We start from the raw sequence: 21,697 nt of genomic DNA on the forward strand, positions 1-21,697 counted from the left end.
ATGGACGAAATCCGCATCCGCGGTGCCCGCACCCACAATCTCAAGAACGTCAATCTCGACCTGCCGCGCAACCGGCTGACCGTCATTACCGGCCTGTCCGGCTCGGGCAAGTCATCGCTGGCCTTTGACACGCTGTATGCGGAGGGGCAGCGCCGTTATGTAGAGTCCCTGTCAGCCTACGCCCGCCAGTTCCTTCAGCTGATGGAGAAGCCTGATGTCGATCTGATCGAAGGCCTGTCGCCTGCCATCTCGATCGAACAGAAGGCCACCAGCCACAACCCGCGTTCCACCGTGGGCACCGTCACCGAGATTCACGACTATCTGCGTCTGCTCTATGCACGTGCCGGCACACCGCACTGCCCGGACCACCCTGAACACCCACTGGAAGCACAAAGCGTGGCGCAGATGGTGGATCACGTGCTTTCGCTACCCGAAGAGACTCGCCTGATGATCGTGGCTCCCGTGGTTGCCGGACGCAAAGGCGAGCAGCATGAGCTGTTTGCCGAACTGCGCGCCCAGGGTTTCGTGCGGGTTCGGGTCGATGGCCAGGTCCTCGAACTCGATGCCATGCCGCCCCTCGAGAAAGGCCGCCGCCATACCGTCGAGGTGGTCATCGACCGCTTCAAGGTACGCCCGGATTTGCGCGGACGGATCGCAGAGTCGTTCGAGACTGCGCTGACCCATGCCGACGGCCGGGCGATAGCTGTTGAGATGGACAGCGGCACCGAACATCTGTTTTCTGCGCGCTTCGCCTGCCCTGTGTGCAGTTACGCATTGGGAGAGCTGGAGCCACGCCTGTTCTCGTTCAACAATCCGGCGGGCGCCTGCCCGAAATGTGACGGCCTGGGTCAGATCGACTTTTTCGATCCGGTGCGTGTCGTCGCGCATCCGGAACTGTCACTCGCCGCAGGTGCGATTCGCGGCTGGGATCGACGCAATCAGTTCTACTTCCAGATGCTGACCAGCCTCTCGAACCATTACGGGTTCGACATCGAGACACCATTCGAGCAGTTGCCAGCAAAAATCAGCGAGTTGGTGCTGCACGGCTCCGGACGCGAGAAAATCGCGTTCCGCTATATGGCGGACAACGGCCGACTGGTGGCCAAGGAGCATCCGTTCGAAGGCATCATCCCGAATCTCGAGCGGCGCTACCGCGAGACCGACTCCGCTGCGGTACGCGAGGAGCTGATCAAATATCGTACGACCCGGCCCTGCACCCATTGCGGCGGCTCACGCCTGCGTACCGAGGCCCGTCATGTGCTGGTCGGCAATCGGCCACTGCATGAGGTCAGCCGCCTCCCCCTGGCAGCCTGTCGTGACTTCTTCAGCGAGCTGGTGCTGAGTGGGCAGCGCGCGCAGATCGCCGACAAGATCGTCAAGGAGATTCACGACCGCCTGAGCTTTCTGATCAATGTTGGACTGGATTACCTGTCGCTCGACCGCTCGGCCGATACGCTATCAGGCGGCGAGGCTCAGCGCATCCGCCTGGCGAGCCAGATCGGTTCGGGCCTGACCGGGGTCATGTATGTCCTCGACGAACCCTCGATCGGCCTGCACCAACGCGACAACGACCGCCTGCTTGAAACCCTGCGCCGCCTGCGCGACCTCGGCAATACCGTGATCGTCGTCGAACACGATGAAGATGCGATACGCAGCGCCGACTACGTTGTCGACATGGGCCCCGGGGCAGGCGAGCACGGCGGCCAGGTGATCGCACACGGCACGCCGCAAGACATCCTCGCTGCAGAAGCCTCGTTGACTGGCGCCTATCTGGCGGGTCGCAGACAGATCCCTGTGCCCGCAACACGCAAACAGCCCGACCCTGCACGTCAGGTAAGGCTCATCGGCGCACGGGGCAACAATCTGAAAAATGTTTCTGTCAGCCTGCCCGTCGGCCTGCTGACCTGCGTGACAGGCGTCTCAGGCTCGGGCAAATCGACGCTGATCAATGACACGCTCGCCGCCGTGGCAGCACAGCAACTCTACGGCAGCCACACGGATCCGGCAGCTCATGACCAGATTGACGGCCTCGAGGCCTTCGACAAAGTCATCAACGTCGACCAGTCACCCATCGGCCGCACCCCACGCTCCAACCCCGCAACCTATACCGGTTTGATGACGCCGATCCGAGAACTGTTTGCGGGCGTGCCTGAATCACGCGCCAGGGGCTACGGCCCGGGTCGGTTCTCGTTCAACGTCAAGGGCGGTCGCTGCGAGGCGTGCCAGGGGGACGGTCTGATCAAGGTCGAGATGCACTTCCTACCGGACATGTACGTGCCTTGCGACACCTGCCACGGGACACGCTATAACCGTGAGACACTGGAGATACGATACAAGGGCAAGACCATCTTTGATGTACTCGAGATGACCGTGGAAGAAGCCTTGACCGTGTTCAAGCCGGTACCTTCTGTTGCCCGCAAGCTTGAAACCCTGATCGAAGTCGGACTGGGCTATATACGCCTGGGACAAAGCGCCACCACCCTGTCAGGGGGTGAGGCACAACGGGTAAAGCTGGCCCTGGAGCTTTCCAAGCGCGACACGGGCCGGACCCTGTACATACTCGATGAACCGACGACCGGCCTGCATTTTCACGACATCGAACTCTTGCTGAAGGTACTTCACCGCCTGCGCGACCAAGGCAATACCGTAGTGATCATTGAACATAATCTGGATGTCATCAAGACCGCCGACTGGGTCATCGACCTGGGGCCGGAAGGTGGCGCCGGGGGCGGCACGATTGTCTGCGCGGGATCGCCAGAAGAAATTGCTGCCTGCGACGCCAGCCATACAGGTCATTTCCTGCGCCCCGTGCTGCGCTAACCCAAACCTGCCACACCTGCTTACATTCGAACCAATCAACCCACTTGTATGAAAGCGCTGGGCGCAACACCATAGCACTACGACTTAAGACTGAATGGAGTGCATCATGAGCGATTCCGAGAACCCCGCCTATGAGCAATTCCTGCAGCGCATCGACCGCCGCATCCGCTTTCTCAAGAATCTCTCCGATGCGGGACTTGCCGTGTACTTGCCCGCGGACGAGACCGCACGCAAACAGGCGTTCGACAAACTGGCGGCAATGACGGCACGACCACGAGAAATCGCAAAACTACCGCCTGACGCTCTCGAACACGCAAGTGCCAGTTTTCGGCAGCATCTGGAGGCACAGCAAAACAACCTGCCACACGACGTCCAGTATCGAAACCGGATTCGTCGAGCCTGGTAGAAACGGAAGCTCAATCCTGCCGATAGCCCTGGGGGTTTGCCTGCTGCCAGCGCCAGGCATCACGACACATCTGATCGAGCCCCCGTATCGCCGACCAACCCAGCAGTTGCCTGGCCAGATCAGGATTGGCCCAGCATTCAGCGATGTCCCCAGCCCGCCGCTCAACGATCTTGTACGGAACCTGACGCCCTGAAGCCTTCTCAAATGCGGACACGACCTCGAGTACGCTATACCCGCGCCCAGTCCCGAGATTGATGGTTGTCACCCCGGATAAGGCATCGAACTGCTCTACCGCACGGACATGGCCGTCAGCCAGATCGACAACGTGTATGTAATCCCGGACACCCGTCCCGTCCGGTGTAGGGTAATCACCTCCAAACACCTGCAACTGAGAGAGTTTCCCTACCGCTACCTGACTGACATAGGGCATCAGGTTGTTCGGAAGACCATTGGGGTCCTCACCGATCAGACCACTCTCATCTGCGCCGACCGGATTGAAATAACGCAACAACACAACTTTCCAGCGCTCATCGGCTAAAACGACATCGCGCAGGATCTCTTCACCCATGAGCTTGGTACGACCGTAGGGATTCGTTGCACCAGTAGGAAAATCCTCAGTGATCGGAACGCGAGCCGGATCGCCATAGACAGTCGCTGACGAGCTGAAAACAAGGCGCCGGACGTCGTGTTTCGCCATTGCATCGAGTAGGCAGAAAAGCGCACCCAGATTGTTGGCATAGTAATCGAGCGGCAAGCGTACAGACTCACCAACCGCCTTCTTCGCGGCGAAATGGATCACTGCGTCAAACCGAAAGTGGGTGAACAAACGGTCAAGTGCCACACTGTCGCGCACATCTGCTCGTGCAACTTCGAGCAGTTTGCGTCCAGCCAATCCCTCCACTCTATCCAGGGCAAGCGGAGAGGCGTTCGAAAAATCGTCGACGACCACTACGTCGTGACCACTTCTAAGCAGTGCGAGACAAGTGTGCGATCCGATATAGCCCGCACCTCCGGTAACAAGAAACACACCCATCCACCACCCCAATCAGTCCAAGAGAAACAGAAGACCAAAAAAAAGGCCGGGCACGCCCGACCTTTTCTATGCCTAACGCATCTTACTCAGACGCGCCTTACGCGGCAACTGCTTCCTCTTCAACAACCACATCCGAATCCGGACGATCCAGCAGCTCGACGAAAGCCATCGGTGCATTGTCGCCATCACGGAAACCGCACTTCAGAATACGCAGATAGCCGCCGTTGCGAGCGCCGTAGCGCGGACCCAGCTCGTCAAAAAGCTTGACCACCATCTCACGATCACGAAGACGGTCGAACGCCAGACGACGATTGGCCAAGCTCGGTTTCTTGCCAAGCGTGATCATCGGCTCAACGACTCGACGAAGCTCTTTTGCCTTCGGCAGGGTCGTCTTGATTACTTCGTGGCGCAACAAGGAGTTGGCCATATTACGGAACATCGCCTGACGATGGCTGCTGGTCCGGTTCAGCTTGCGAAGACCATTACGGTGACGCATATTAATTCCTCACTTCACTGAAACCAATCAACCGAGCTTCTCAAGCCCGGCCGGCGGCCAGTTTTCCAGTTTCATCCCCAGGGTCAGCCCACGAGTGGCCAACACTTCCTTGATTTCATTCAGCGACTTCCGACCGAGATTCGGTGTCTTCAACAGCTCCGTTTCGGTACGCTGAATCAGATCGCCGATGTAGTAGATGTTCTCGGCTTTCAGGCAGTTGGCCGAGCGAACGGTCAACTCGAGATCATCAACCGGGCGCAGCAGCACCGGATCAATCTTCTCAGTTACCACGGTCGTCGTGACCGCTGGCGTGCCTTCGAGGTCCGCGAACACCGACAGCTGATCCATCAGCACACGAGCCGCATAGCGAATCGCCTCCTCAGGATCGGCAGCACCGTTGGTCTCGATATCGATTACCAGACGATCCAGGTCGGTACGCTGCTCAACGCGAGCGCTCTCTACCAGATAGCTCACCCGACGCACCGGACTGAAAGACGCGTCCAGCACAACGCGACCGATGGCCTTGCTTTCGCTATTGACCGGACGACTGTTGCCAGGCACATAGCCCCGGCCTTCCTCGACCTTGATCTGCATGTCCAACTTGCCGCCCGGAGCGAGATGCGCGATCACGTGATCCGGGTTGATGATTTCCACATCATGTCCGGTCTCGATATCCGCCGCCGTCACCACGCCTTCACCCGACTTGACGAGACGCAGTATCGTCTCAGTGCGGTTGTGGAGCTTGAAAACCACACCCTTCAGGTTGAGCAGCAGATCGACGATGTCCTCGCGCATGCCGTCAAGCGTCGAATATTCGTGCAGCACGCCTTCGATCGTCACTTCCGTCGCGGCATGCCCCGGCAGCGAAGACAGGAGGATGCGCCGCAGCGCATTCCCCAGGGTATGGCCAAAGCCCCGCTCGAACGGTTCCATCGTCACCCGCGCCTGAACCGGCGAGATGCTCTGGACGTCGATGATGCGCGGTTTCAGCAGTGCATTGCTTTGCATCAACATTTCCTCGGAACTAGAAGCACGACCCCCGATTAACGGGAGTACAGTTCCACAACCAGACCTTCATTGATTGTGGGCGGCAGCTCGGCACGTTGCGGGTACGCTTTGAAAACGCCCTTGCCAGCCTTCACGTCGACTTCGATCCACTCCGGGAAGCCGCGCGATTCAGCCGCTTCCATCGCTGCCTTCACACGCAGATGGCTACGAACACGCTCGATGACTTCCACCACATCGCCCGGACGAACCAGATAGGACGGGATATTCACGCGCTTGCCGTTGACCAGAACGCCATTATGACGAACGACCTGACGGGCTTCTGCACGCGAACCGCCGAAACCCATGCGGTAAGCGACCGAGTCGAGGCGACCTTCGAGCAATTGCAGCAGGTTCTCACCAGTCTGGCCGCGACGACGGTCAGCTTCACCATACACACGGCGGAACTGCTTCTCGAGCACGCCATACAGACGACGGATCTTCTGCTTTTCGCGCAACTGGACGCCATAGCCGGAAAGACGCTGACCGGAGCGCTGACCATGTTGGCCGGGCGCATAGGCACGACGCTCGATGGCACACTTATCGGTGAAGCACTTCTCAGCCTTCAGGAACAACTTTTCACCCTCGCGACGGCACTGACGGCACTTCGGGTCGAGATTACGAGCCACGTTTCAACTCCTTGTCAGATACGGCGCTTCTTGGGCGGACGGCAGCCGTTGTGCGGGATCGGCGTGATGTCAGTGATGCTGGAGATCTTGATCCCCAGTGCATTCAACGCACGAACCGCAGATTCACGCCCGGGGCCAGGCCCCTTGATGCGTACTTCGAGGTTCTTGATGCCACACTCCTGCGCCACCTTGCCGGCCGCTTCTGCAGCCACCTGGGCAGCAAACGGGGTGCTCTTGCGCGAACCCTTGAAGCCGGCACCACCCGAAGTCGCCCACGACAGGGCGTTGCCCTGACGATCGGTGATCGTGATGATGGTGTTGTTGAAGCTGGCGTGAACGTGGACGATACCTTCCGCCACGTTCTTCTTGATCTTTTTACGGACCTTGGTTGCAGTCTTAGCCATTATCGGTTCCTATCACTTCTTGCCGGCAATCGCCTTGCGCGGGCCCTTACGGGTCCGAGCATTGGTCTGGGTGCGCTGACCACGGCACGGCAGACCACGACGGTGACGGACACCACGGTAGCAACCCAGGTCCATCAGACGCTTGATGTTCATGGTGACTTCACGACGAAGGTCGCCTTCCACTACAAACCGACCCACTTCATCGCGCAGCTTCTCCATGTCCGCTTCGGTAAGATCCTTGATCTTCGCCGAACGAGCAATACCAGCAGCATCGCAAATCTTCTGAGCACGCGAACGGCCGATCCCATAGACAGCGGTCAGCGCGATCTCGGCATGCTTGTGGTTGGGAATGTTTACCCCAGCAATACGGGCCATTCGTTTACCCCAAAACGCTAAACATTAAATTTTAATACCTGGGCTTGACAAGATCAACCCTGGCGCTGCTTGTGTCGCGGATCCGTGCAGATCACACGGACGACACCCTTACGACGGATGATCTTGCAATTACGGCAGATCCTCTTTACTGAAGCCTGGACTCTCATGATTTGCTCCTGTTTCTCTATTCTTTCACTTGGTCCGGAACACAATCCGGCCCTTCGTCAGGTCATACGGGGTCAGTTGGACGGTAACCTTGTCGCCAGGCAGGATGCGGATGTAGTGCATCCGCATCTTCCCGGAGATATGTCCGAGCACCATATGGCCGTTCTCGAGTTTGACTCTGAACGTTGCATTGGGAAGGTTCTCGGTGACCTCTCCCTGCATCTCGATTACGTCTTCCTTCGCCATCGCTTACCTGATCGGGAGACCCGCGCCCTTGAAGTTTGCTTTCTTCAGCAGACTTTCATATTGATGCGACATCACGTACGCCTGGACCTGGGACATGAAGTCCATCGTCACCACCACGATAATCAGCAGTGAGGTACCGCCAAAATAGAACGGGACGTTCCACTTCAGGATCAGGAACTCAGGCAACAGACACACCAACGTGATGTAGACCGCACCCGCAAGCGTCAGACGCATCAGGATCTTGTCGATGTAGCGTGCCGTCTGATCCCCAGGACGAATCCCGGGCACGAAGGCGCCACTCTTCTTCAGGTTATCTGCCGTCTCCCGTGCATTGAATACCAACGCAGTGTAGAAAAAGCAGAAGAACACGATCGCCACCGCATACAACATCACATAGATCGGCTGCCCCGGAGACAGCGTAGATGCGATATCGCGCAACCACCCCATCCCTTCCGATGCGCCGAACCACTGCCCCAGCGTTGCCGGAAACAGAATGATGCTGGATGCGAAGATTGGAGGAATCACACCCGACATGTTCAACTTCAGTGGCAGGTGCGACGACTGACCGCCGTACACCTTGTTACCCACCTGTCGCTTGGCGTAGTTCACCAGAATCTTGCGCTGACCACGCTCGACAAACACCACGAACGCCGTCACCAGCACCACGAGCACACAGATCACCAGAGCAGTGAAAGGATGCATCGCACCGGTGCGTACCAGTTCGAACAACCCACCCAACGCACTCGGCAGACCTGCCACGATACCCGCGAAAATGATGACTGAAATACCGTTGCCGATACCGCGCTCAGTGATCTGCTCGCCCAGCCACATCAGGAACATCGTCCCCGTGACCAGCGTCGCAACCGTGACGAAGCGGAACATCAAGCCCGGATCCAGCACCAGACCTGGCTGACCTTCCAGCGCGATCGCGATACCGAGCGACTGCGCAAACGCAAGCACCAGCGTGCCGTAACGTGTGTACTGAGTGATCTTGCGACGCCCAGCCTCACCTTCCTTCTTCAGCGCTTCGAACTGCGGCACCGCAACAGTCATCAACTGCATGATGATCGATGCCGAGATATACGGCATGATCCCAAGCGCGAAGATCGTGAAACGCGACAGCGCACCACCGGAGAACAGGTTGAACACCCCGAGAATGCCGCCCGCCTGCGACTGAAACAGCTCAGCCAGACGTTCAGGATCGATACCGGGGACCGGGATGTGAGCGCCCAGGCGATAGACAATCAAAGCGCCGATCAAAAACAGCAAGCGCTTTTTCAGATCGCCGAATCGCCCGGGGTTTCCCACGGTAGCTGCGGGATTGGCCACAATCGTACTCGTGCTTACTCAGCAGCCACGGAGCCGCCAGCAGCTTCAATTGCTGCTCGCGCACCCTTGGTAGCACCGACGCCGCGCAGAACCACCTTCTTGGTGATCTCGCCAGACAGCACTACCTTCGCGGACAAGGCATCAGCCGGAACAATGCCAGCCTGCATCAACACCAGCAGATCGACCTCATCCACCGGCAGCGCAGCCAGCTCGGACAGACGGACCTCTGCATTGCGAGCACGCGTCAGCGAAACAAAACCACGCTTCGGCAGACGACGCTGCAGCGGCATCTGACCGCCTTCAAAACCGACCTTATGGAAGCCGCCGGCACGGGACTTCTGCCCCTTGTGACCGCGACCGCAAGTCTTGCCAAGGCCGCTGCCGATGCCGCGACCAACACGCTTCGCAGGCGACTTGGACCCAGCACCAGGCTTGATGGTATTCAGGCGCATATCAACCCTCGCACTTCACCAGATAGGAGACCTTGTTGATCATGCCGCGAACTTCCGGCGTATCGATCAACTCGACGCAGTGATTCAAACGACGCAGGCCCAGACCGCGGACCGTCGCACGATGAGACTGCTTGGTACCAATCACGCTCTTGACCAGCGTGACCTTGATCTTCTTGTCGGACATCGCTTACCCCAGGAGTTCTTCGACGGACTTGCCGCGCTTCGCTGCAATTGCCGCCGGGGTGTTGACCGCCAACAAACCGTTGATCGTCGCACGCACGACGTTGTACGGATTGGTGGAACCGATACATTTGCAGATGATGTCGGTAACGCCCATGACTTCGAAAACGGCACGCATCGGACCACCAGCAATGATGCCGGTACCAACCGGTGCAGGCTGCATCAGCACCGATGCGGCGCCATGCTTGCCCATCACGGTGTGATGAAGCGTACCGTTCTTGAGCGGAACCTTAGCCAGCTTGCGGCGAGCTTCATCCATCGCTTTCTGCACAGCCACGGGAACTTCGCGGGACTTGCCCTTGCCCATACCAATGCCACCGTCGCCATCGCCAACCACGGTCAGCGCGGCGAAGCCGAGAATACGGCCACCCTTCACGACCTTGGTCACGCGATTGATCGCGACCATCTTTTCACGCAGTCCGTCGTCGCGCTCCTCGGAGGCTTGCGGGCGCTTGCTCTGTTGCTTAGCCATTCGAATCCTCGCTTAGAACTTAAGACCGCCTTCACGGGCGGCCTCAGCCAACGTCTTGACGCGGCCGTGATAGAGGAAGCCCGAGCGGTCGAAAGCGACCGTCTCGATCCCGGCAGCCTTGGCGCGCTCGGCAATGAGTTTGCCGACCACTTCTGCTGCCTGTTTGTTGCCGCCGTTGGCGACTTGAGCACGGACCGCGGGCTCCACTGTGGAGGCAGATGCCAACACCTGCGAACCGCAGCCCGAAATCACCTGGGCGTACATGTGGCTGTTGGAACGGAACACGGTGAGGCGCACCGCCTTGAGCTCCGCAAGTTTGGCGCGAGTTTTGCGCGCGCGGCGAAGACGAGTTTCTTTCTTGTTCATGACGAACCGCCTTACTTCTTCTTGGTTTCCTTGAGCACAACCACTTCGTCCGAATAACGGACGCCCTTACCCTTGTAGGGCTCGGGAGAGCGGTATGCCCGTACCTCGGCCGCAACCTGACCGACTTGCTGCTTGTCGATACCCTTGATCACGATCTCGGTCTGAGTGGGAGTTTCAGCCTTCACGCCAGCGGGCAATTGATGCACCACCGGATGGGAGAAACCCAGCGAAAGGTTCAGCTTGTCGCCCTGAGCCTGAGCACGGTAACCAACGCCAACCAAGTTGAGCTTGCGCTCGAAGCCCTTGGTAACACCGATCACCATGTTGTTTACCAGCGCGCGCACGGTACCCGACATGGCGTGCGAGTTGGCAACACCTTCGCGCGCCTTGCATACCAGCGTGTCACCTTCGCGCTCGACGGACACCGCACCGTTCAGAGCCTGACGCACGGTACCCAGCGGGCCCTTGATCGCGAGTTCTGCAGCCGAGATGCTGACTTCTACGCCAGCCGGAATGGCCACAGGATTCTTTGCTACACGAGACATGGAATCCCCCTTATTACGCGACCAGGCAGATGACTTCGCCACCCACCCGACTTGTACGGGCAGCGCGATCAGTCATCACACCCTTAGGCGTCGACACAATGGCGACACCCAGACCATTCATCACGCGCGGCAAATCATCGCTGGCCTTATAGACACGAAGACCGGGGCGACTCACACGCTCGATACGCTCGATGACGGGGCGACCCGCGTAATACTTCAGGACCAGATCGAGCTGCGCCTTGCCTTCCGCTTCGCGAACGGCATAGCCATCGATATAGCCTTCATCCTGCAGAACCTTGGCGATCGCCACTTTCAGCTTCGACGAGGGCATGCTCACGTTCGCTTTCTGGGCCTGCTGCCCATTGCGAATGCGCGTCAGCATGTCGGCGATCGGATCGGACATACTCATCTTTCTATTCTCCTTACCAGCTCGCCTTGGTCATGCCAGGCACTTCACCACGGAAGGCCAGCTCCCGCAGCTTGTTGCGGCACAGACCAAACTTGCGGAACACGCCACGCGGACGTCCGGTCAGACTGCAACGATTGCGCCCACGAATTGGGCTGGCATTACGCGGCAGTTGCTGCAGCGCGAGGCGTGCAGTCATGCGCTCCTCGTCCGACAGCTTGGTATCGTTGATCTGCGCGATCAGTGCGGTACGCTTGGCAGCGAATTTCTCGACCGTCTTGCGACGCTTTTCTTCACGATTGATCAGAGCCAGTTTCGCCATATCACCCTCAATTCTTGAACGGGAACTTGAACGCACCCAGCAGCGCGCGGGCTTCCTGGTCGCTCTTGGCCGTCGTCGTGATGCTGATGTTCATACCGCGCAACGCATCGATCTTGTCGTATTCGATTTCGGGGAAAATGATCTGCTCTTTCACGCCGAGGTTGTAATTTCCACGACCATCAAAACCCTTCGAAGCGATACCACGGAAGTCGCGAACGCGCGGCAGCGCGATGGTCACCAGGCGATCGAGAAACTCATACATTTTCTCGCCACGCAAAGTCACCATGCAGCCGATAGGATAGCCGTCGCGAATCTTGAAACCTGCGATGGACTTCCGAGCCTTGGTTGCAACCGGCTTCTGACCAGAAATCTTGGCCATGTCGCCGATGGCGTGCTCAAGAACCTTCTTGTCGCCAACAGCCTCACCCACACCCATATTCAGGGTGATCTTGGTGATTCGAGGCACTTCCATCACCGACTTGTAGCCAAACTGCTTCAGCAGCTCCGGCACCACGGCTTCTTTGTAAATCTGTTGCAAGCGAGCCATTGCCACTCCTTACGCGTCCACGAGCTCGCCGTTCGACTTGAAGAAGCGAGCCTTGCGACCATCCTCAAGCACCTTGATCCCAACGCGATCAGCTTGCTGAGACGCAGGATTGAACAGCGCAACGTTCGAAATATGGATGGACATCTCTTTCTCGACGATGCCACCCACCTCACCCTTGAGCGGATTCGGACGCACGTGCTTCTTCACCCGATTCACACCCTCGACCACCAAGCGCTCGTCGCCAACGCGGCTAAGCACGACACCGCGACGCCCACGGTCCTTGCCCGTCAGCACCACGACTTCATCACCCTTGCGGATCTTGTTCATCTCATTGACTCCTCAGAGCACTTCCGGCGCCAGCGAAACGATCTTCATGAACCGCTCGGAGCGCAGCTCGCGCGTGACCGGCCCGAAGATACGCGTACCGATAGGCTCGAGCTTATTATTCAGCAGCACCGCAGCGTTATTGTCGAACTTGACAAGCGAACCATCGGGACGACGGACACCCTTGGCAGTACGAACCACAACGGCGTTATAAACATCACCCTTCTTTACACGGCCGCGCGGCGCAGCATCCTTCACGGTAACCTTAATGATGTCACCAATGCTGGCATAGCGACGCTTCGAGCCGCCAAGCACCTTGATGCACATCACCGAGCGCGCGCCGGTGTTGTCGGCCACGTCGAGCCTGGACTGCATTTGAATCATGAATTTATCTCCAACTTATCCCGCTGCGCGGTCAGTATTGGAACCCGTCAGGGTAGGATGCCCCGACGAATCCCGGAGCAAGATTTGAAAGTATAACAGCTTGGCACGCGAGTGCCAAGCTGTTCTAACAAAAATTGCAAACCAACCCGATCAGATCACTCGTGCCTTTTCGAGCACTTGAGTGACACGCCAGGTCTTGGTACGCGAAATCGGACGGCACTCCTCGATCTCCACCAGGTCGCCCTGGGTGGCCGCACCGTTCTCGACATGCGCATGGTACTTCGCAGACCGGGTGATGATCTTGCCATACAGCGGGTGCTTGACCCGGCGTTCAACAAGAACAGTCACCGTCTTATCCATCTTGTCGCTGACGACACGCCCGACGAGCGCGCGGCGAACCTTTTCAACTTGCTCGCTCATCTCACACCGCCTTTTCGCGAAGAAGCGTACGGACACGCGCGATGTCACGGCGCACCTTACCAATTTGGCTCGTATTACTCAGCTGCTGAGTAGCCAGCTGCATACGCAGGGAAAACTGCGCCTTCAGCAACTCGAGCAATTCGTTATTCAATTCATCTGCGCTCTTGGCGCGGAGTTCACTCGCTTTCATGCTTACCCCACCAGGCGAGTGACGAACACGGTTTCGATCGGAAGCTTGGCTGCAGCCAGCCGGAAAGCTTCGCGAGCGAGCGTTTCATCCACGCCGTCCATTTCGTAGAGCACCTTACCCGGCTGAATCTCAGCGACCCAGTACTCGGGATTGCCCTTACCATTACCCATACGAACTTCCGCCGGCTTACGCGAAATCGGCTTGTCCGGGAAAATACGGATCCAGATACGACCGCCACGCTTGATGTGACGCGTCATCGCACGACGCGCCGATTCAATCTGACGTGCGGTGAGGCGACCACGCCCCACTGCCTTCAGACCGAAATCACCGAAGCTGACCTTGGCACCACGGGTGGCAACACCCGTGTTGCGGCCTTTCTGCTCCTTACGATACTTTCTTCTCGTCGGTTGCAGCATCATTCACTCCTGCTTTCTTCTTGCCGCCCATCACGACGGGCGGGACGACGACCCGGACGGCCTTCGCCACCGTCGTTGCGCGGCGCACCGCGACGACCGCGACGGTTGTCGGCTTCAGGTTCGGCGGCAACCGGCTGCTCGTTACGACCGAGCATGTCACCCTTGTAGACCCACACCTTGATGCCAATGATCCCATAGGTGGTCTTCGCTTCCGAGACACCGTAATCGATGTTGGCACGGAGGGTGTGCAGCGGCACACGACCTTCGCGATACCACTCGGTCCGCGCGATTTCAGCACCATTCAGACGACCCGCACTCATGATCTTGATGCCCTGCGCGCCAAGACGCATGGCGTTCTGCATCGCACGCTTCATCGCACGACGGAACATGATGCGCTTTTCGAGCTGTTGAGCGATCGAATCAGCAATCAGCTTGGCATCGATCTCGGGCTTGCGAACCTCTTCGATATTGACATGCACCGGCACGCCAACAATCTTCTGCAGGTCACGCTTGAGCGCCTCGATGTCCTCGCCCTTCTTGCCAATCACAACGCCCGGACGTGCCGAGAACAGGGTGATGCGTGCATTCTTGGCCGGTCGCTCGATCACGACACGTGCGATCGAAGCATGCGCGAGGCGCTTCTTCAGATAATCACGAACCTTGAGATCCTCGTGCAGCATCTTCGAGAAATCCTGGCTCGAGGCGTACCAACGGGAACCCCAATCACGCGTGACGGCGAGGCGGAATCCGGTGGGATGAATTTTCTGACCCATATGTACTCCCTTACTCGCCGACGGTCACGTAGATGTGGCAGGTGGGCTTGGAAATGCGATTTCCACGGCCCTTCGCACGTGCGGTGAAACGCTTCAGCGTGGTGCCTTGCTCCACATGAATCGTCTTGATCTTCAGCGCATCGATGTCAGCACCGTCATTGTGCTCGGCATTGGCGATAGCAGACTCAACGACCTTACGGATGATCTCTGCGCCTTTCTTCGGCGAGAAAGTCAGGACATTCAGGGCCTGGGCGACCGGCTTGCCGCGCACCAGGTCAGCCACGAGACGACCCTTCTGTGCCGACAGGCGAACGCCACGGAGAATAGCTTTGGTTTCCATGTCGCTTACCTCTTCGCCTTCTTGCTGGCTGCGTGACCCTTGAAGGTACGCGTCAGCGCAAACTCGCCCAGCTTGTGACCGACCATATTCTCGGACACATAGACCGGAATATGCTGCCGACCATTGTGGACCGCGATGGTGAGACCGACGAAGTCAGGCAGTACGGTGGAACGACGCGACCAGGTCTTGATCGGACGCTTGTCGTTGCTCGCCCGCGCGGCGTCGACCTTCTTCAGAAGGTGAGCGTCGATGAACGGGCCTTTCTTGATAGAACGTGCCATCTGTTACCCCTTAACGCTTATGACGACGCTGCACGATCATGTTATCGGTCCGCTTGTTACTGCGGGTACGATAACCCTTGGCAGGCGTGCCCCACGGGCTGACCGCTACACGGCCTTCGCCGGTACGACCCTCACCACCACCATGCGGGTGGTCAACCGGGTTCATCGCGGTGCCACGCACCGTCGGGCGAATACCGCGCCAACGGTTTGCGCCGGCCTTGCCGATCTTGCGCAGACTGTGCTCTTCGTTGCCGACTTCACCGATCGTGGCGCGACATTCGACGTGAACACGACGGATCTCACCGGAACGCAGACGCAGCTGAGCGTACGAACCTTCACGAGCCAGCAGCTGAACCGAGGTCCCCGCTGCGCGGGCGAGCTGAGCACCCTTGCCAGGCATCATCTCGACGCAGTGAATGGTCGAGCCCACCGGAATATTGCGGATCGGCAATGCATTGCCCGGCTTGATCGGCGCTTCCACGCCCGAAACAATGGCCTGTCCCACCACAACGCCGCGGGGCGCAATGATGTAGCGACGCTCGCCGTCTGCATAGCACAGCAGTGCGATATTGGCGGAACGGTTCGGGTCATACTCGATGCGCTCAACCTTCGCAACGACACCGTCCTTGTTGCGACGGAAATCGATGACGCGGTAGTGCATCTTGTGACCACCGCCCTGGTGACGCACAGTGATGCGGCCCGAGTTGTTACGACCAGCCTTGCTGGTCTTCTTCTCGATCAAACCGTCAAAGGGACGACCCTTGTACAGATCGGGATTCACCACCTTGACCATCGCACGACGGCCGGCGGAGGTAGGCTTGAGTTTTACCAGTGCCATGATTGATTACTCCCCAGCCACAAAGTTGATTTCCTGGCCGGGCTTGAGGCAAACGAAGGCCTTCTTCCAGTCCTTGCGGCGACCGATGGTACGACCCACGCGCTTGACCTTGCCCTTGACGTTCAGAACCTGCACCGACTCGACCTGAACCTTGAACAGCAGCTCAACAGCCGCCTTCACTTCAGGCTTGGTCGCATCGGAGGCAACCCTGAAAACCACCTGCTCGTTCTTCTCGGCAACATAGGTTGCCTTTTCGGAGATCTGCGGGGCGAGCAGCACCTGCAGCAGACGTTCCTGGCTAATAGCGCTCATTGCCACGCTTCCTCCATCTTGGCCAGCGCACCCTTGGTGACCAGCACCTTCGGGAAACGCACCAGCGACACCGGATCAGCTTCGTTGACGTCGAGCACCAGCACCTCATTGAGGTTGCGCGAGGACAAGAACAGGTTCTCGTCAATGCCATCGGTAATCAACAGCACGGAATCCAGCCCCATACCCTTGAGCTTCTGCACCAGCATGCGAGTCTTCGGCGCCTCGACGCTGAAGTCTTCAACAACCGCCAGACGATCTTCACGAGCCAGCTGCGACAGAATCGACGCAACACCTGCGCGGTACATCTTGCGATTGACCTTCTGCGAGAAGTTCTCGTCGGGCTTGTTCGGGAAGATCTTGCCGCCGCCACGCCAGATCGGCGAGGACGCCATACCGGCACGAGCATTACCCGTACCCTTCTGACGGAACGGCTTACGGGTCGACTTGGCGATTTCCGAGCGACCCTTCTGCGCACGATTACCCGAACGTGCATTCGCCAGATAGGCGACCACGATCTGATGAATCAGCGCTTCGTTGTATTCGCGACCAAACAGCACATCAGACGCTTGCAGCGTGGATGCAGCCTGGCCCTGCTCGTTCAAGAGTTTCAGTTCCATTGCGTATCGCCCCTCAAGCCTTGACCGCAGGACTGACGACCACGTCGCCGCCCTTCGAGCCCGGCACAGCACCCTTGATCAAAAGCAGCTGACGCTCGACATCAACGCGAACCACTTCCAGACCCTGAGTCGTGCGCTGAACATTGCCGTACTGACCAGCCATGCGCTTACCGGGAAACACGCGACCGGGATCCTGCGCCATACCGATAGAACCAGGCGCATTGTGCGACACGGAGTTACCGTGCGACGCCCGGTTCGACGCGAAATTGTGACGCTTCTGGACACCCGAGAAACCCTTACCGATGGTGACACCGGTAACGTCAACCTTCTGACCAACGGCGAACAGGTCCGCGCCAACGACATCACCCGCCTTCATTTCGGCAAGCTTGTCGGCTTCAACACGGAATTCGCGAAGGATACGGCAAGGCTCAACACCCGCCTTGGCCAGATGACCTGCGAGGGACTTCACGACGCGACTGGCGCGACGCTTACCAACTGCAACCTGAACCGCGGCATAGCCGTCGGTTTCAGGCGTCTTGATCTGGGACACGCGATTGTCGGACACGTCAAGCACAGTCACCGGAATGGTCCTGCCATCCTCGGCGAAAATGCGAGTCATGCCGACCTTGCGCCCTACAAGGCCTAGACTCATGTTTTTCTCCTGATTCCCGGTTTCGATTGACCGGGGGTCGAACAAATAAATTGCACCAAAAGGCACAAGGGCCGGATTATACCGGCCCTATCGAAAGAAATGCAAGCAATCCGATTACTGCAGCTTGATTTCCACATCCACACCCGCCGGAAGATCCAGCTTCATCAATGCATCAACCGTCTTGTCGGTCGGATCAATGATATCCATCAGACGCTGGTGAGTACGAATCTCCATCTGATCACGCGACGCCTTGTTGACGTGCGGCGACCGCAGCAGATCGAAACGCTCGATGCGGGTCGGCAGCGGCACGGGACCACGAACGACAGCACCGGTACGCTTGGCGGTATCAACGATCTCGAGCGCGGACTGATCGATCAGACGGTAGTCGAAGGCTTTCAGACGAATACGGATTTTCTGGCTTTGCATGATAGTTCCCAAAGAGCGAAAGAGCGGAGCCCGCAAAGGGCCCCGCGAAAACGATGTTACTCGATGATCTTGGCGACGACGCCAGCACCAACGGTGCGACCACCTTCACGGATGGCGAAACGCAGACCTTCTTCCATGGCGATCGGAGCGATCAGCTTGACGGTGATCGACACGTTGTCACCCGGCATGACCATCTCTGTGCCTTCCGGCAGCGTGATCGCACCCGTCACATCCGTCGTACGGAAGTAGAACTGCGGACGGTAGTTGGCGAAGAACGGCGTGTGACGGCCACCCTCTTCCTTCGACAGCACATACACCTCACCCGTGAAGTGGGTGTGCGGCTTGATCGAACCCGGCTTGCACAGCACCTGGCCGCGCTCGACGTCTTCACGCTTGGTGCCGCGCAGCAGCACGCCCACGTTGTCGCCAGCCTGCCCCTGATCCAGCAGCTTGCGGAACATTTCCACGCCGGTGCAGGTGGTCTTGACCGTCGCCTTGATGCCAACAATCTCGATTTCCTCACCAACCTTGACCACGCCACGCTCGACACGACCGGTCACCACGGTGCCACGACCCGAGATCGAGAACACGTCTTCGATCGGCAGCAGGAAAGGGCGATCGATGGCGCGCTCAGGCGTCGGAATGTAGCTGTCCAGCGCATCAGCCAGACGGAAGATCGCCGGCTCACCGATGTCGGACTGGTCGCCTTCGAGCGCCTTCAGTGCCGAACCCTTGACGATGGGCACATCGTCACCCGGGAAGTCATACTTCGACAGCAGCTCACGCACTTCCATCTCGACGAGCTCGAGCAGCTCTTCGTCATCGACCATGTCGCACTTGTTCAGGAACACGATGATGTACGGAACACCCACCTGACGAGCCAGCAGGATGTGCTCGCGAGTCTGCGGCATCGGGCCGTCAGCAGCCGAACACACCAGGATCGCGCCGTCCATCTGCGCCGCACCGGTAATCATGTTCTTGACGTAGTCAGCGTGACCCGGGCAATCAACGTGCGCATAGTGACGCGCTGCGGTTTCGTACTCGACGTGCGCGGTGTTGATGGTGATACCACGTGCCTTTTCTTCCGGCGCCGCATCGATCTGGTCATAGGCCTTCGCCTCGCCACCGAACTTCTTCGACAGAATCGTCGTGATCGCTGCCGTCAGCGTGGTCTTGCCGTGGTCAACGTGGCCAATCGTGCCAACGTTTACGTGCGGCTTCGTACGTTCAAACTTACCCTTAGCCATTCCTAAATCCTCGCTTCAGATCGTTGATTACTTGCGATTGTTGATCACTGCTTCGGCAACGCTCTTGGGCGCTTCCGAATAATGCTTGAATTCCATCGAGTAGGTCGCACGACCCTGGGTCAGCGAGCGCAGCTGGGTTGCGTAGCCAAACATCTCGGCCAGCGGCACTTCAGCCTTGATCTCCTTCATGCCGCCCGGGATGTCATCCATACCCTGGACAATGCCACGACGACCGGAAAGATCGCCCATGACGTTACCCATGTAGTCTTCCGGCGTTTCAACGACAACCGCCATCATCGGCTCAAGCAGCACAGGATTGGCCTTGCGCATCGCGTCCTTGAACGCCATGGAAGCCGCCATCTTGAATGCGTTTTCGTTCGAGTCGACATCGTGATACGAACCGTCGAACAAGGTGACCTTCACATCAACCACAGGGAACCCAGCCAGCACGCCATTCGGCAACGTATCCTGCAGGCCCTTGTCCACCGCCGGAATGTACTCGCGCGGAACCACACCGCCCTTGATCGCATCGACGAACTCATAACCCTTGCCGGTCTCGTTCGGCTCAAGCTTGATCCAGACGTGACCGTATTGACCACGACCACCGGACTGCTTGACGAACTTGCCTTCCTGCTCGACCGCCTTGCGGATCGCTTCGCGGTAAGCCACCTGCGGAGCGCCCACGTTCGCTTCGACGTTGAACTCGCGCTTCATACGATCGACGATGATCTCGAGGTGCAGCTCACCCATACCCGAGATGATGGTCTGACCAGACTCCTCATCGGTACGCACGCGGAACGACGGATCCTCTGCCGCCAGACGACCAAGCGCGATACCCATCTTTTCCTGGTCGCCCTTGGTCTTCGGTTCAACCGCAACGTGAATCACGGGCTCGGGGAAGACCATGCGCTCAAGCACGATCGGGGCACTGGGGTCACACAAGGTTTCACCAGTGGTCACTTCCTTCAAGCCAACACACGCAGCGATGTCACCCGCCAGAACTTCCTTGATCTCTTCGCGCTCGTTGGCATGCATCTGAAGGATACGACCGATACGTTCCTTCTTGCCCTTGACCGAGTTCAGTACCGTTTCACCGGAATTCAGAACGCCGGAGTAAACACGCACGAAAGTCAGCTGACCAACAAACGGATCGGTCATCAGCTTGAATGCCAGCGCAGCGAATTTTTCGCCATCATCCGCACGACGCGAAGTCTCCTTCTCATCGTCATCGGTACCCACAACCGGCGGGATATCCACAGGAGAAGGAAGGAACTCGATGACAGCATCGAGCATGCGCTGAACACCCTTGTTCTTGAATGCAGTACCGCACAGCATCGGCTGAATCTCGCATGCCAGCGTACGCTGACGCAGACCCGCCTTGATCTTCTCTTCCGACAACTCGCCGTTCTCGAGATACTCGTTCATCAGGTCTTCGTTGGCTTCTGCAGCCGCCTCGACCATCTGCTCACGCCATTCATTGGCGGTATCAACCAGATCGGCAGGGATGTCGCGATAGTCGAACTTCATACCCTGGGATGCTTCATCCCAGATGATCGCCTTCATCTTGATCAGATCCACGACACCGGCAAAGGTATCTTCGGCGCCAATAGGAATCACGATCGGCACCGGGCTCGCCTTCAGGCGAACCTTCATCTGTTCAACAACCTTGAAGAAGTTGGCACCCGAACGGTCCATCTTGTTCACGAAGGCAAGACGCGGCACCTTGTACTTGGTCGCCTGACGCCAAACGGTCTCGGACTGAGGCTGCACACCACCCACCGCGCAGTAGACCATGCAGGCACCATCAAGCACACGCATCGAACGCTCGACTTCAATGGTGAAGTCGACGTGTCCCGGCGTATCGATGATGTTGAAACGGTGCTCGGGGAAGTTCATCTCCATCCCCTTCCAGAAGCACGTGGTTGCAGCGGAGGTAATCGTGATCCCGCGCTCCTGCTCCTGCGCCATCCAGTCCATGGTGGCTGCGCCATCGTGAACTTCACCAATCTTGTGATTCACGCCGGTGTAAAAAAGGATACGCTCGGTCGTCGTCGTTTTGCCGGCGTCGATGTGAGCAGAAATACCGATATTGCGGTAACGCTCAATAGGAGTCTTGCGAGCCACGTTATACCTGCCTTGTGTTGGTCGCGCTCGTGGCGCGATGAACCGTTCGTTTCGTT

At 58.3% G+C, this 21,697-nt stretch carries 34 protein-coding genes; 2 read left to right on the top strand and 32 right to left on the bottom strand.

The features are described from left to right. Positions 1–2,820 carry an excinuclease ABC subunit UvrA gene (gene uvrA / locus DNK49_RS03270; protein WP_110522856.1) on the top strand — a complete coding sequence of 940 codons (2,820 nt, stop codon included), beginning with the start codon at positions 1–3 and terminating at the stop codon, positions 2,818–2,820. Positions 2,821–2,926: 106 nt separating this feature from the next. Beyond that, the gene (locus tag DNK49_RS03275) at positions 2,927–3,226 is read left to right on the top strand and encodes a hypothetical protein (RefSeq protein ID WP_110522857.1); all 300 of its coding nucleotides are present in this window, start codon (positions 2,927–2,929) and stop codon (positions 3,224–3,226) included. 10 nt (positions 3,227–3,236) lie between these two features. Here DNK49_RS03275 and galE read toward each other — a convergent pair whose 3' ends face one another. The 32 genes from galE to fusA all read right to left on the bottom strand — a co-directional run bounded on the left by galE (position 3,237) and on the right by fusA (position 21,641). Further along, on the bottom strand, positions 3,237–4,259 hold the full coding sequence (gene galE / locus DNK49_RS03280; RefSeq protein WP_110522858.1) for a UDP-glucose 4-epimerase GalE: 1,023 nt from the start codon (positions 4,257–4,259) through the stop codon (positions 3,237–3,239). Between the two features lie 97 nt (positions 4,260–4,356). Next, on the bottom strand, positions 4,357–4,755 hold the full coding sequence (gene rplQ, locus DNK49_RS03285; RefSeq protein ID WP_110522859.1) for a 50S ribosomal protein L17: 399 nt from the start codon (positions 4,753–4,755) through the stop codon (positions 4,357–4,359). A gap of 27 nt (positions 4,756–4,782) precedes the next feature. After that, a complete protein-coding gene (locus tag DNK49_RS03290; protein ID WP_110522860.1) occupies positions 4,783–5,763 on the bottom strand; it encodes a DNA-directed RNA polymerase subunit alpha in 981 nt (326 codons plus the stop codon). Positions 5,764–5,798: 35 nt separating this feature from the next. Further along, a complete protein-coding gene (rpsD, locus tag DNK49_RS03295) occupies positions 5,799–6,428 on the bottom strand; it encodes a 30S ribosomal protein S4 (protein ID WP_110522861.1) in 630 nt (209 codons plus the stop codon). 14 nt (positions 6,429–6,442) lie between these two features. Further along, positions 6,443–6,832: a 30S ribosomal protein S11 gene (gene rpsK / locus DNK49_RS03300; protein ID WP_110522862.1), complete on the bottom strand. Its 390-nt coding sequence runs from the start codon at positions 6,830–6,832 to the stop codon at positions 6,443–6,445. A 12-nt stretch (positions 6,833–6,844) separates the two neighbouring features. Next, a complete protein-coding gene (gene rpsM, locus DNK49_RS03305; RefSeq protein ID WP_110522863.1) occupies positions 6,845–7,207 on the bottom strand; it encodes a 30S ribosomal protein S13 in 363 nt (120 codons plus the stop codon). 53 nt (positions 7,208–7,260) lie between these two features. Next, a complete protein-coding gene (gene rpmJ / locus DNK49_RS03310; RefSeq protein WP_011767118.1) occupies positions 7,261–7,374 on the bottom strand; it encodes a 50S ribosomal protein L36 in 114 nt (37 codons plus the stop codon). Between the two features lie 25 nt (positions 7,375–7,399). Further along, positions 7,400–7,618 (bottom strand): translation initiation factor IF-1, encoded by a 219-nt coding sequence (gene infA, locus DNK49_RS03315; RefSeq protein ID WP_011767119.1) that lies wholly within the window; start codon positions 7,616–7,618, stop codon positions 7,400–7,402. Between the two features lie 3 nt (positions 7,619–7,621). Further along, a complete protein-coding gene (gene secY, locus DNK49_RS03320) occupies positions 7,622–8,947 on the bottom strand; it encodes a preprotein translocase subunit SecY (protein ID WP_110522864.1) in 1,326 nt (441 codons plus the stop codon). Between the two features lie 14 nt (positions 8,948–8,961). Next, positions 8,962–9,399, bottom strand: a complete 438-nt coding sequence (gene rplO, locus DNK49_RS03325) for a 50S ribosomal protein L15 (protein ID WP_110522865.1) — start codon at positions 9,397–9,399, stop codon at positions 8,962–8,964. Position 9,400: 1 nt separating this feature from the next. Further along, positions 9,401–9,583 carry a 50S ribosomal protein L30 gene (gene rpmD, locus DNK49_RS03330; RefSeq protein WP_110522866.1) on the bottom strand — a complete coding sequence of 61 codons (183 nt, stop codon included), beginning with the start codon at positions 9,581–9,583 and terminating at the stop codon, positions 9,401–9,403. A gap of 3 nt (positions 9,584–9,586) precedes the next feature. Then, positions 9,587–10,111: a 30S ribosomal protein S5 gene (gene rpsE, locus DNK49_RS03335; RefSeq protein ID WP_110522867.1), complete on the bottom strand. Its 525-nt coding sequence runs from the start codon at positions 10,109–10,111 to the stop codon at positions 9,587–9,589. 12 nt (positions 10,112–10,123) lie between these two features. Continuing rightward, positions 10,124–10,477, bottom strand: coding sequence for a 50S ribosomal protein L18 (rplR, locus tag DNK49_RS03340; protein WP_110522868.1), 354 nt, complete (start codon positions 10,475–10,477; stop codon positions 10,124–10,126). Positions 10,478–10,488: 11 nt separating this feature from the next. Then, positions 10,489–11,022, bottom strand: a complete 534-nt coding sequence (gene rplF / locus DNK49_RS03345; protein WP_110522869.1) for a 50S ribosomal protein L6 — start codon at positions 11,020–11,022, stop codon at positions 10,489–10,491. A gap of 13 nt (positions 11,023–11,035) precedes the next feature. Then, on the bottom strand, positions 11,036–11,431 hold the full coding sequence (gene rpsH / locus DNK49_RS03350) for a 30S ribosomal protein S8 (RefSeq protein ID WP_110522870.1): 396 nt from the start codon (positions 11,429–11,431) through the stop codon (positions 11,036–11,038). A 13-nt stretch (positions 11,432–11,444) separates the two neighbouring features. Then, entirely contained in the window at positions 11,445–11,750 is a 306-nt protein-coding gene (gene rpsN / locus DNK49_RS03355) for a 30S ribosomal protein S14 (RefSeq protein ID WP_110522871.1), read from the bottom strand. Positions 11,751–11,757: 7 nt separating this feature from the next. Then, positions 11,758–12,297: a 50S ribosomal protein L5 gene (gene rplE, locus DNK49_RS03360; protein ID WP_110522872.1), complete on the bottom strand. Its 540-nt coding sequence runs from the start codon at positions 12,295–12,297 to the stop codon at positions 11,758–11,760. Between the two features lie 9 nt (positions 12,298–12,306). After that, complete coding sequence (gene rplX, locus DNK49_RS03365) at positions 12,307–12,624, bottom strand: 50S ribosomal protein L24 (RefSeq protein ID WP_110522873.1); 318 nt, start codon at positions 12,622–12,624, stop codon at positions 12,307–12,309. Positions 12,625–12,636: 12 nt separating this feature from the next. Beyond that, positions 12,637–13,005 carry a 50S ribosomal protein L14 gene (gene rplN, locus DNK49_RS03370; protein WP_110522874.1) on the bottom strand — a complete coding sequence of 123 codons (369 nt, stop codon included), beginning with the start codon at positions 13,003–13,005 and terminating at the stop codon, positions 12,637–12,639. Positions 13,006–13,155: 150 nt separating this feature from the next. Next, on the bottom strand, positions 13,156–13,425 hold the full coding sequence (gene rpsQ / locus DNK49_RS03375; RefSeq protein ID WP_110522875.1) for a 30S ribosomal protein S17: 270 nt from the start codon (positions 13,423–13,425) through the stop codon (positions 13,156–13,158). Between the two features lies 1 nt (position 13,426). Next, positions 13,427–13,615: a 50S ribosomal protein L29 gene (gene rpmC / locus DNK49_RS03380; protein ID WP_110522876.1), complete on the bottom strand. Its 189-nt coding sequence runs from the start codon at positions 13,613–13,615 to the stop codon at positions 13,427–13,429. A 2-nt stretch (positions 13,616–13,617) separates the two neighbouring features. Beyond that, positions 13,618–14,031 carry a 50S ribosomal protein L16 gene (gene rplP, locus DNK49_RS03385; protein WP_110522877.1) on the bottom strand — a complete coding sequence of 138 codons (414 nt, stop codon included), beginning with the start codon at positions 14,029–14,031 and terminating at the stop codon, positions 13,618–13,620. Beyond that, complete coding sequence (rpsC, locus tag DNK49_RS03390; RefSeq protein ID WP_110522878.1) at positions 14,031–14,804, bottom strand: 30S ribosomal protein S3; 774 nt, start codon at positions 14,802–14,804, stop codon at positions 14,031–14,033. The genes rplP and rpsC overlap by 1 nt, the downstream gene beginning before the upstream one ends. Before the next feature lie 10 nt (positions 14,805–14,814). Further along, positions 14,815–15,144 (bottom strand): 50S ribosomal protein L22, encoded by a 330-nt coding sequence (gene rplV, locus DNK49_RS03395; RefSeq protein WP_110522879.1) that lies wholly within the window; start codon positions 15,142–15,144, stop codon positions 14,815–14,817. A gap of 5 nt (positions 15,145–15,149) precedes the next feature. After that, complete coding sequence (gene rpsS / locus DNK49_RS03400; protein WP_011767136.1) at positions 15,150–15,425, bottom strand: 30S ribosomal protein S19; 276 nt, start codon at positions 15,423–15,425, stop codon at positions 15,150–15,152. Between the two features lie 10 nt (positions 15,426–15,435). Next, the gene (rplB, locus tag DNK49_RS03405) at positions 15,436–16,263 is read right to left on the bottom strand and encodes a 50S ribosomal protein L2 (protein ID WP_110522880.1); all 828 of its coding nucleotides are present in this window, start codon (positions 16,261–16,263) and stop codon (positions 15,436–15,438) included. Positions 16,264–16,269: 6 nt separating this feature from the next. Next, complete coding sequence (rplW, locus tag DNK49_RS03410; RefSeq protein WP_110522881.1) at positions 16,270–16,575, bottom strand: 50S ribosomal protein L23; 306 nt, start codon at positions 16,573–16,575, stop codon at positions 16,270–16,272. Then, complete coding sequence (gene rplD, locus DNK49_RS03415; RefSeq protein WP_110522882.1) at positions 16,572–17,192, bottom strand: 50S ribosomal protein L4; 621 nt, start codon at positions 17,190–17,192, stop codon at positions 16,572–16,574. Before rplD ends, rplW begins: the two co-directional genes overlap by 4 nt. 13 nt (positions 17,193–17,205) lie before the next feature. Then, entirely contained in the window at positions 17,206–17,844 is a 639-nt protein-coding gene (gene rplC, locus DNK49_RS03420) for a 50S ribosomal protein L3 (RefSeq protein ID WP_110522883.1), read from the bottom strand. A 114-nt stretch (positions 17,845–17,958) separates the two neighbouring features. Further along, on the bottom strand, positions 17,959–18,270 hold the full coding sequence (gene rpsJ / locus DNK49_RS03425) for a 30S ribosomal protein S10 (RefSeq protein WP_107494444.1): 312 nt from the start codon (positions 18,268–18,270) through the stop codon (positions 17,959–17,961). A gap of 56 nt (positions 18,271–18,326) precedes the next feature. Further along, positions 18,327–19,517 carry an elongation factor Tu gene (gene tuf / locus DNK49_RS03430; RefSeq protein ID WP_110522884.1) on the bottom strand — a complete coding sequence of 397 codons (1,191 nt, stop codon included), beginning with the start codon at positions 19,515–19,517 and terminating at the stop codon, positions 18,327–18,329. Between the two features lie 27 nt (positions 19,518–19,544). Then, positions 19,545–21,641, bottom strand: a complete 2,097-nt coding sequence (gene fusA, locus DNK49_RS03435) for an elongation factor G (protein WP_110522885.1) — start codon at positions 21,639–21,641, stop codon at positions 19,545–19,547. Positions 21,642–21,697: the final 56 nt, after the last annotated feature.

Source organism: Parazoarcus communis SWub3 = DSM 12120 (genome assembly GCF_003226565.1).
Taxonomy (GTDB): domain Bacteria; phylum Pseudomonadota; class Gammaproteobacteria; order Burkholderiales; family Rhodocyclaceae; genus Parazoarcus; species Parazoarcus communis.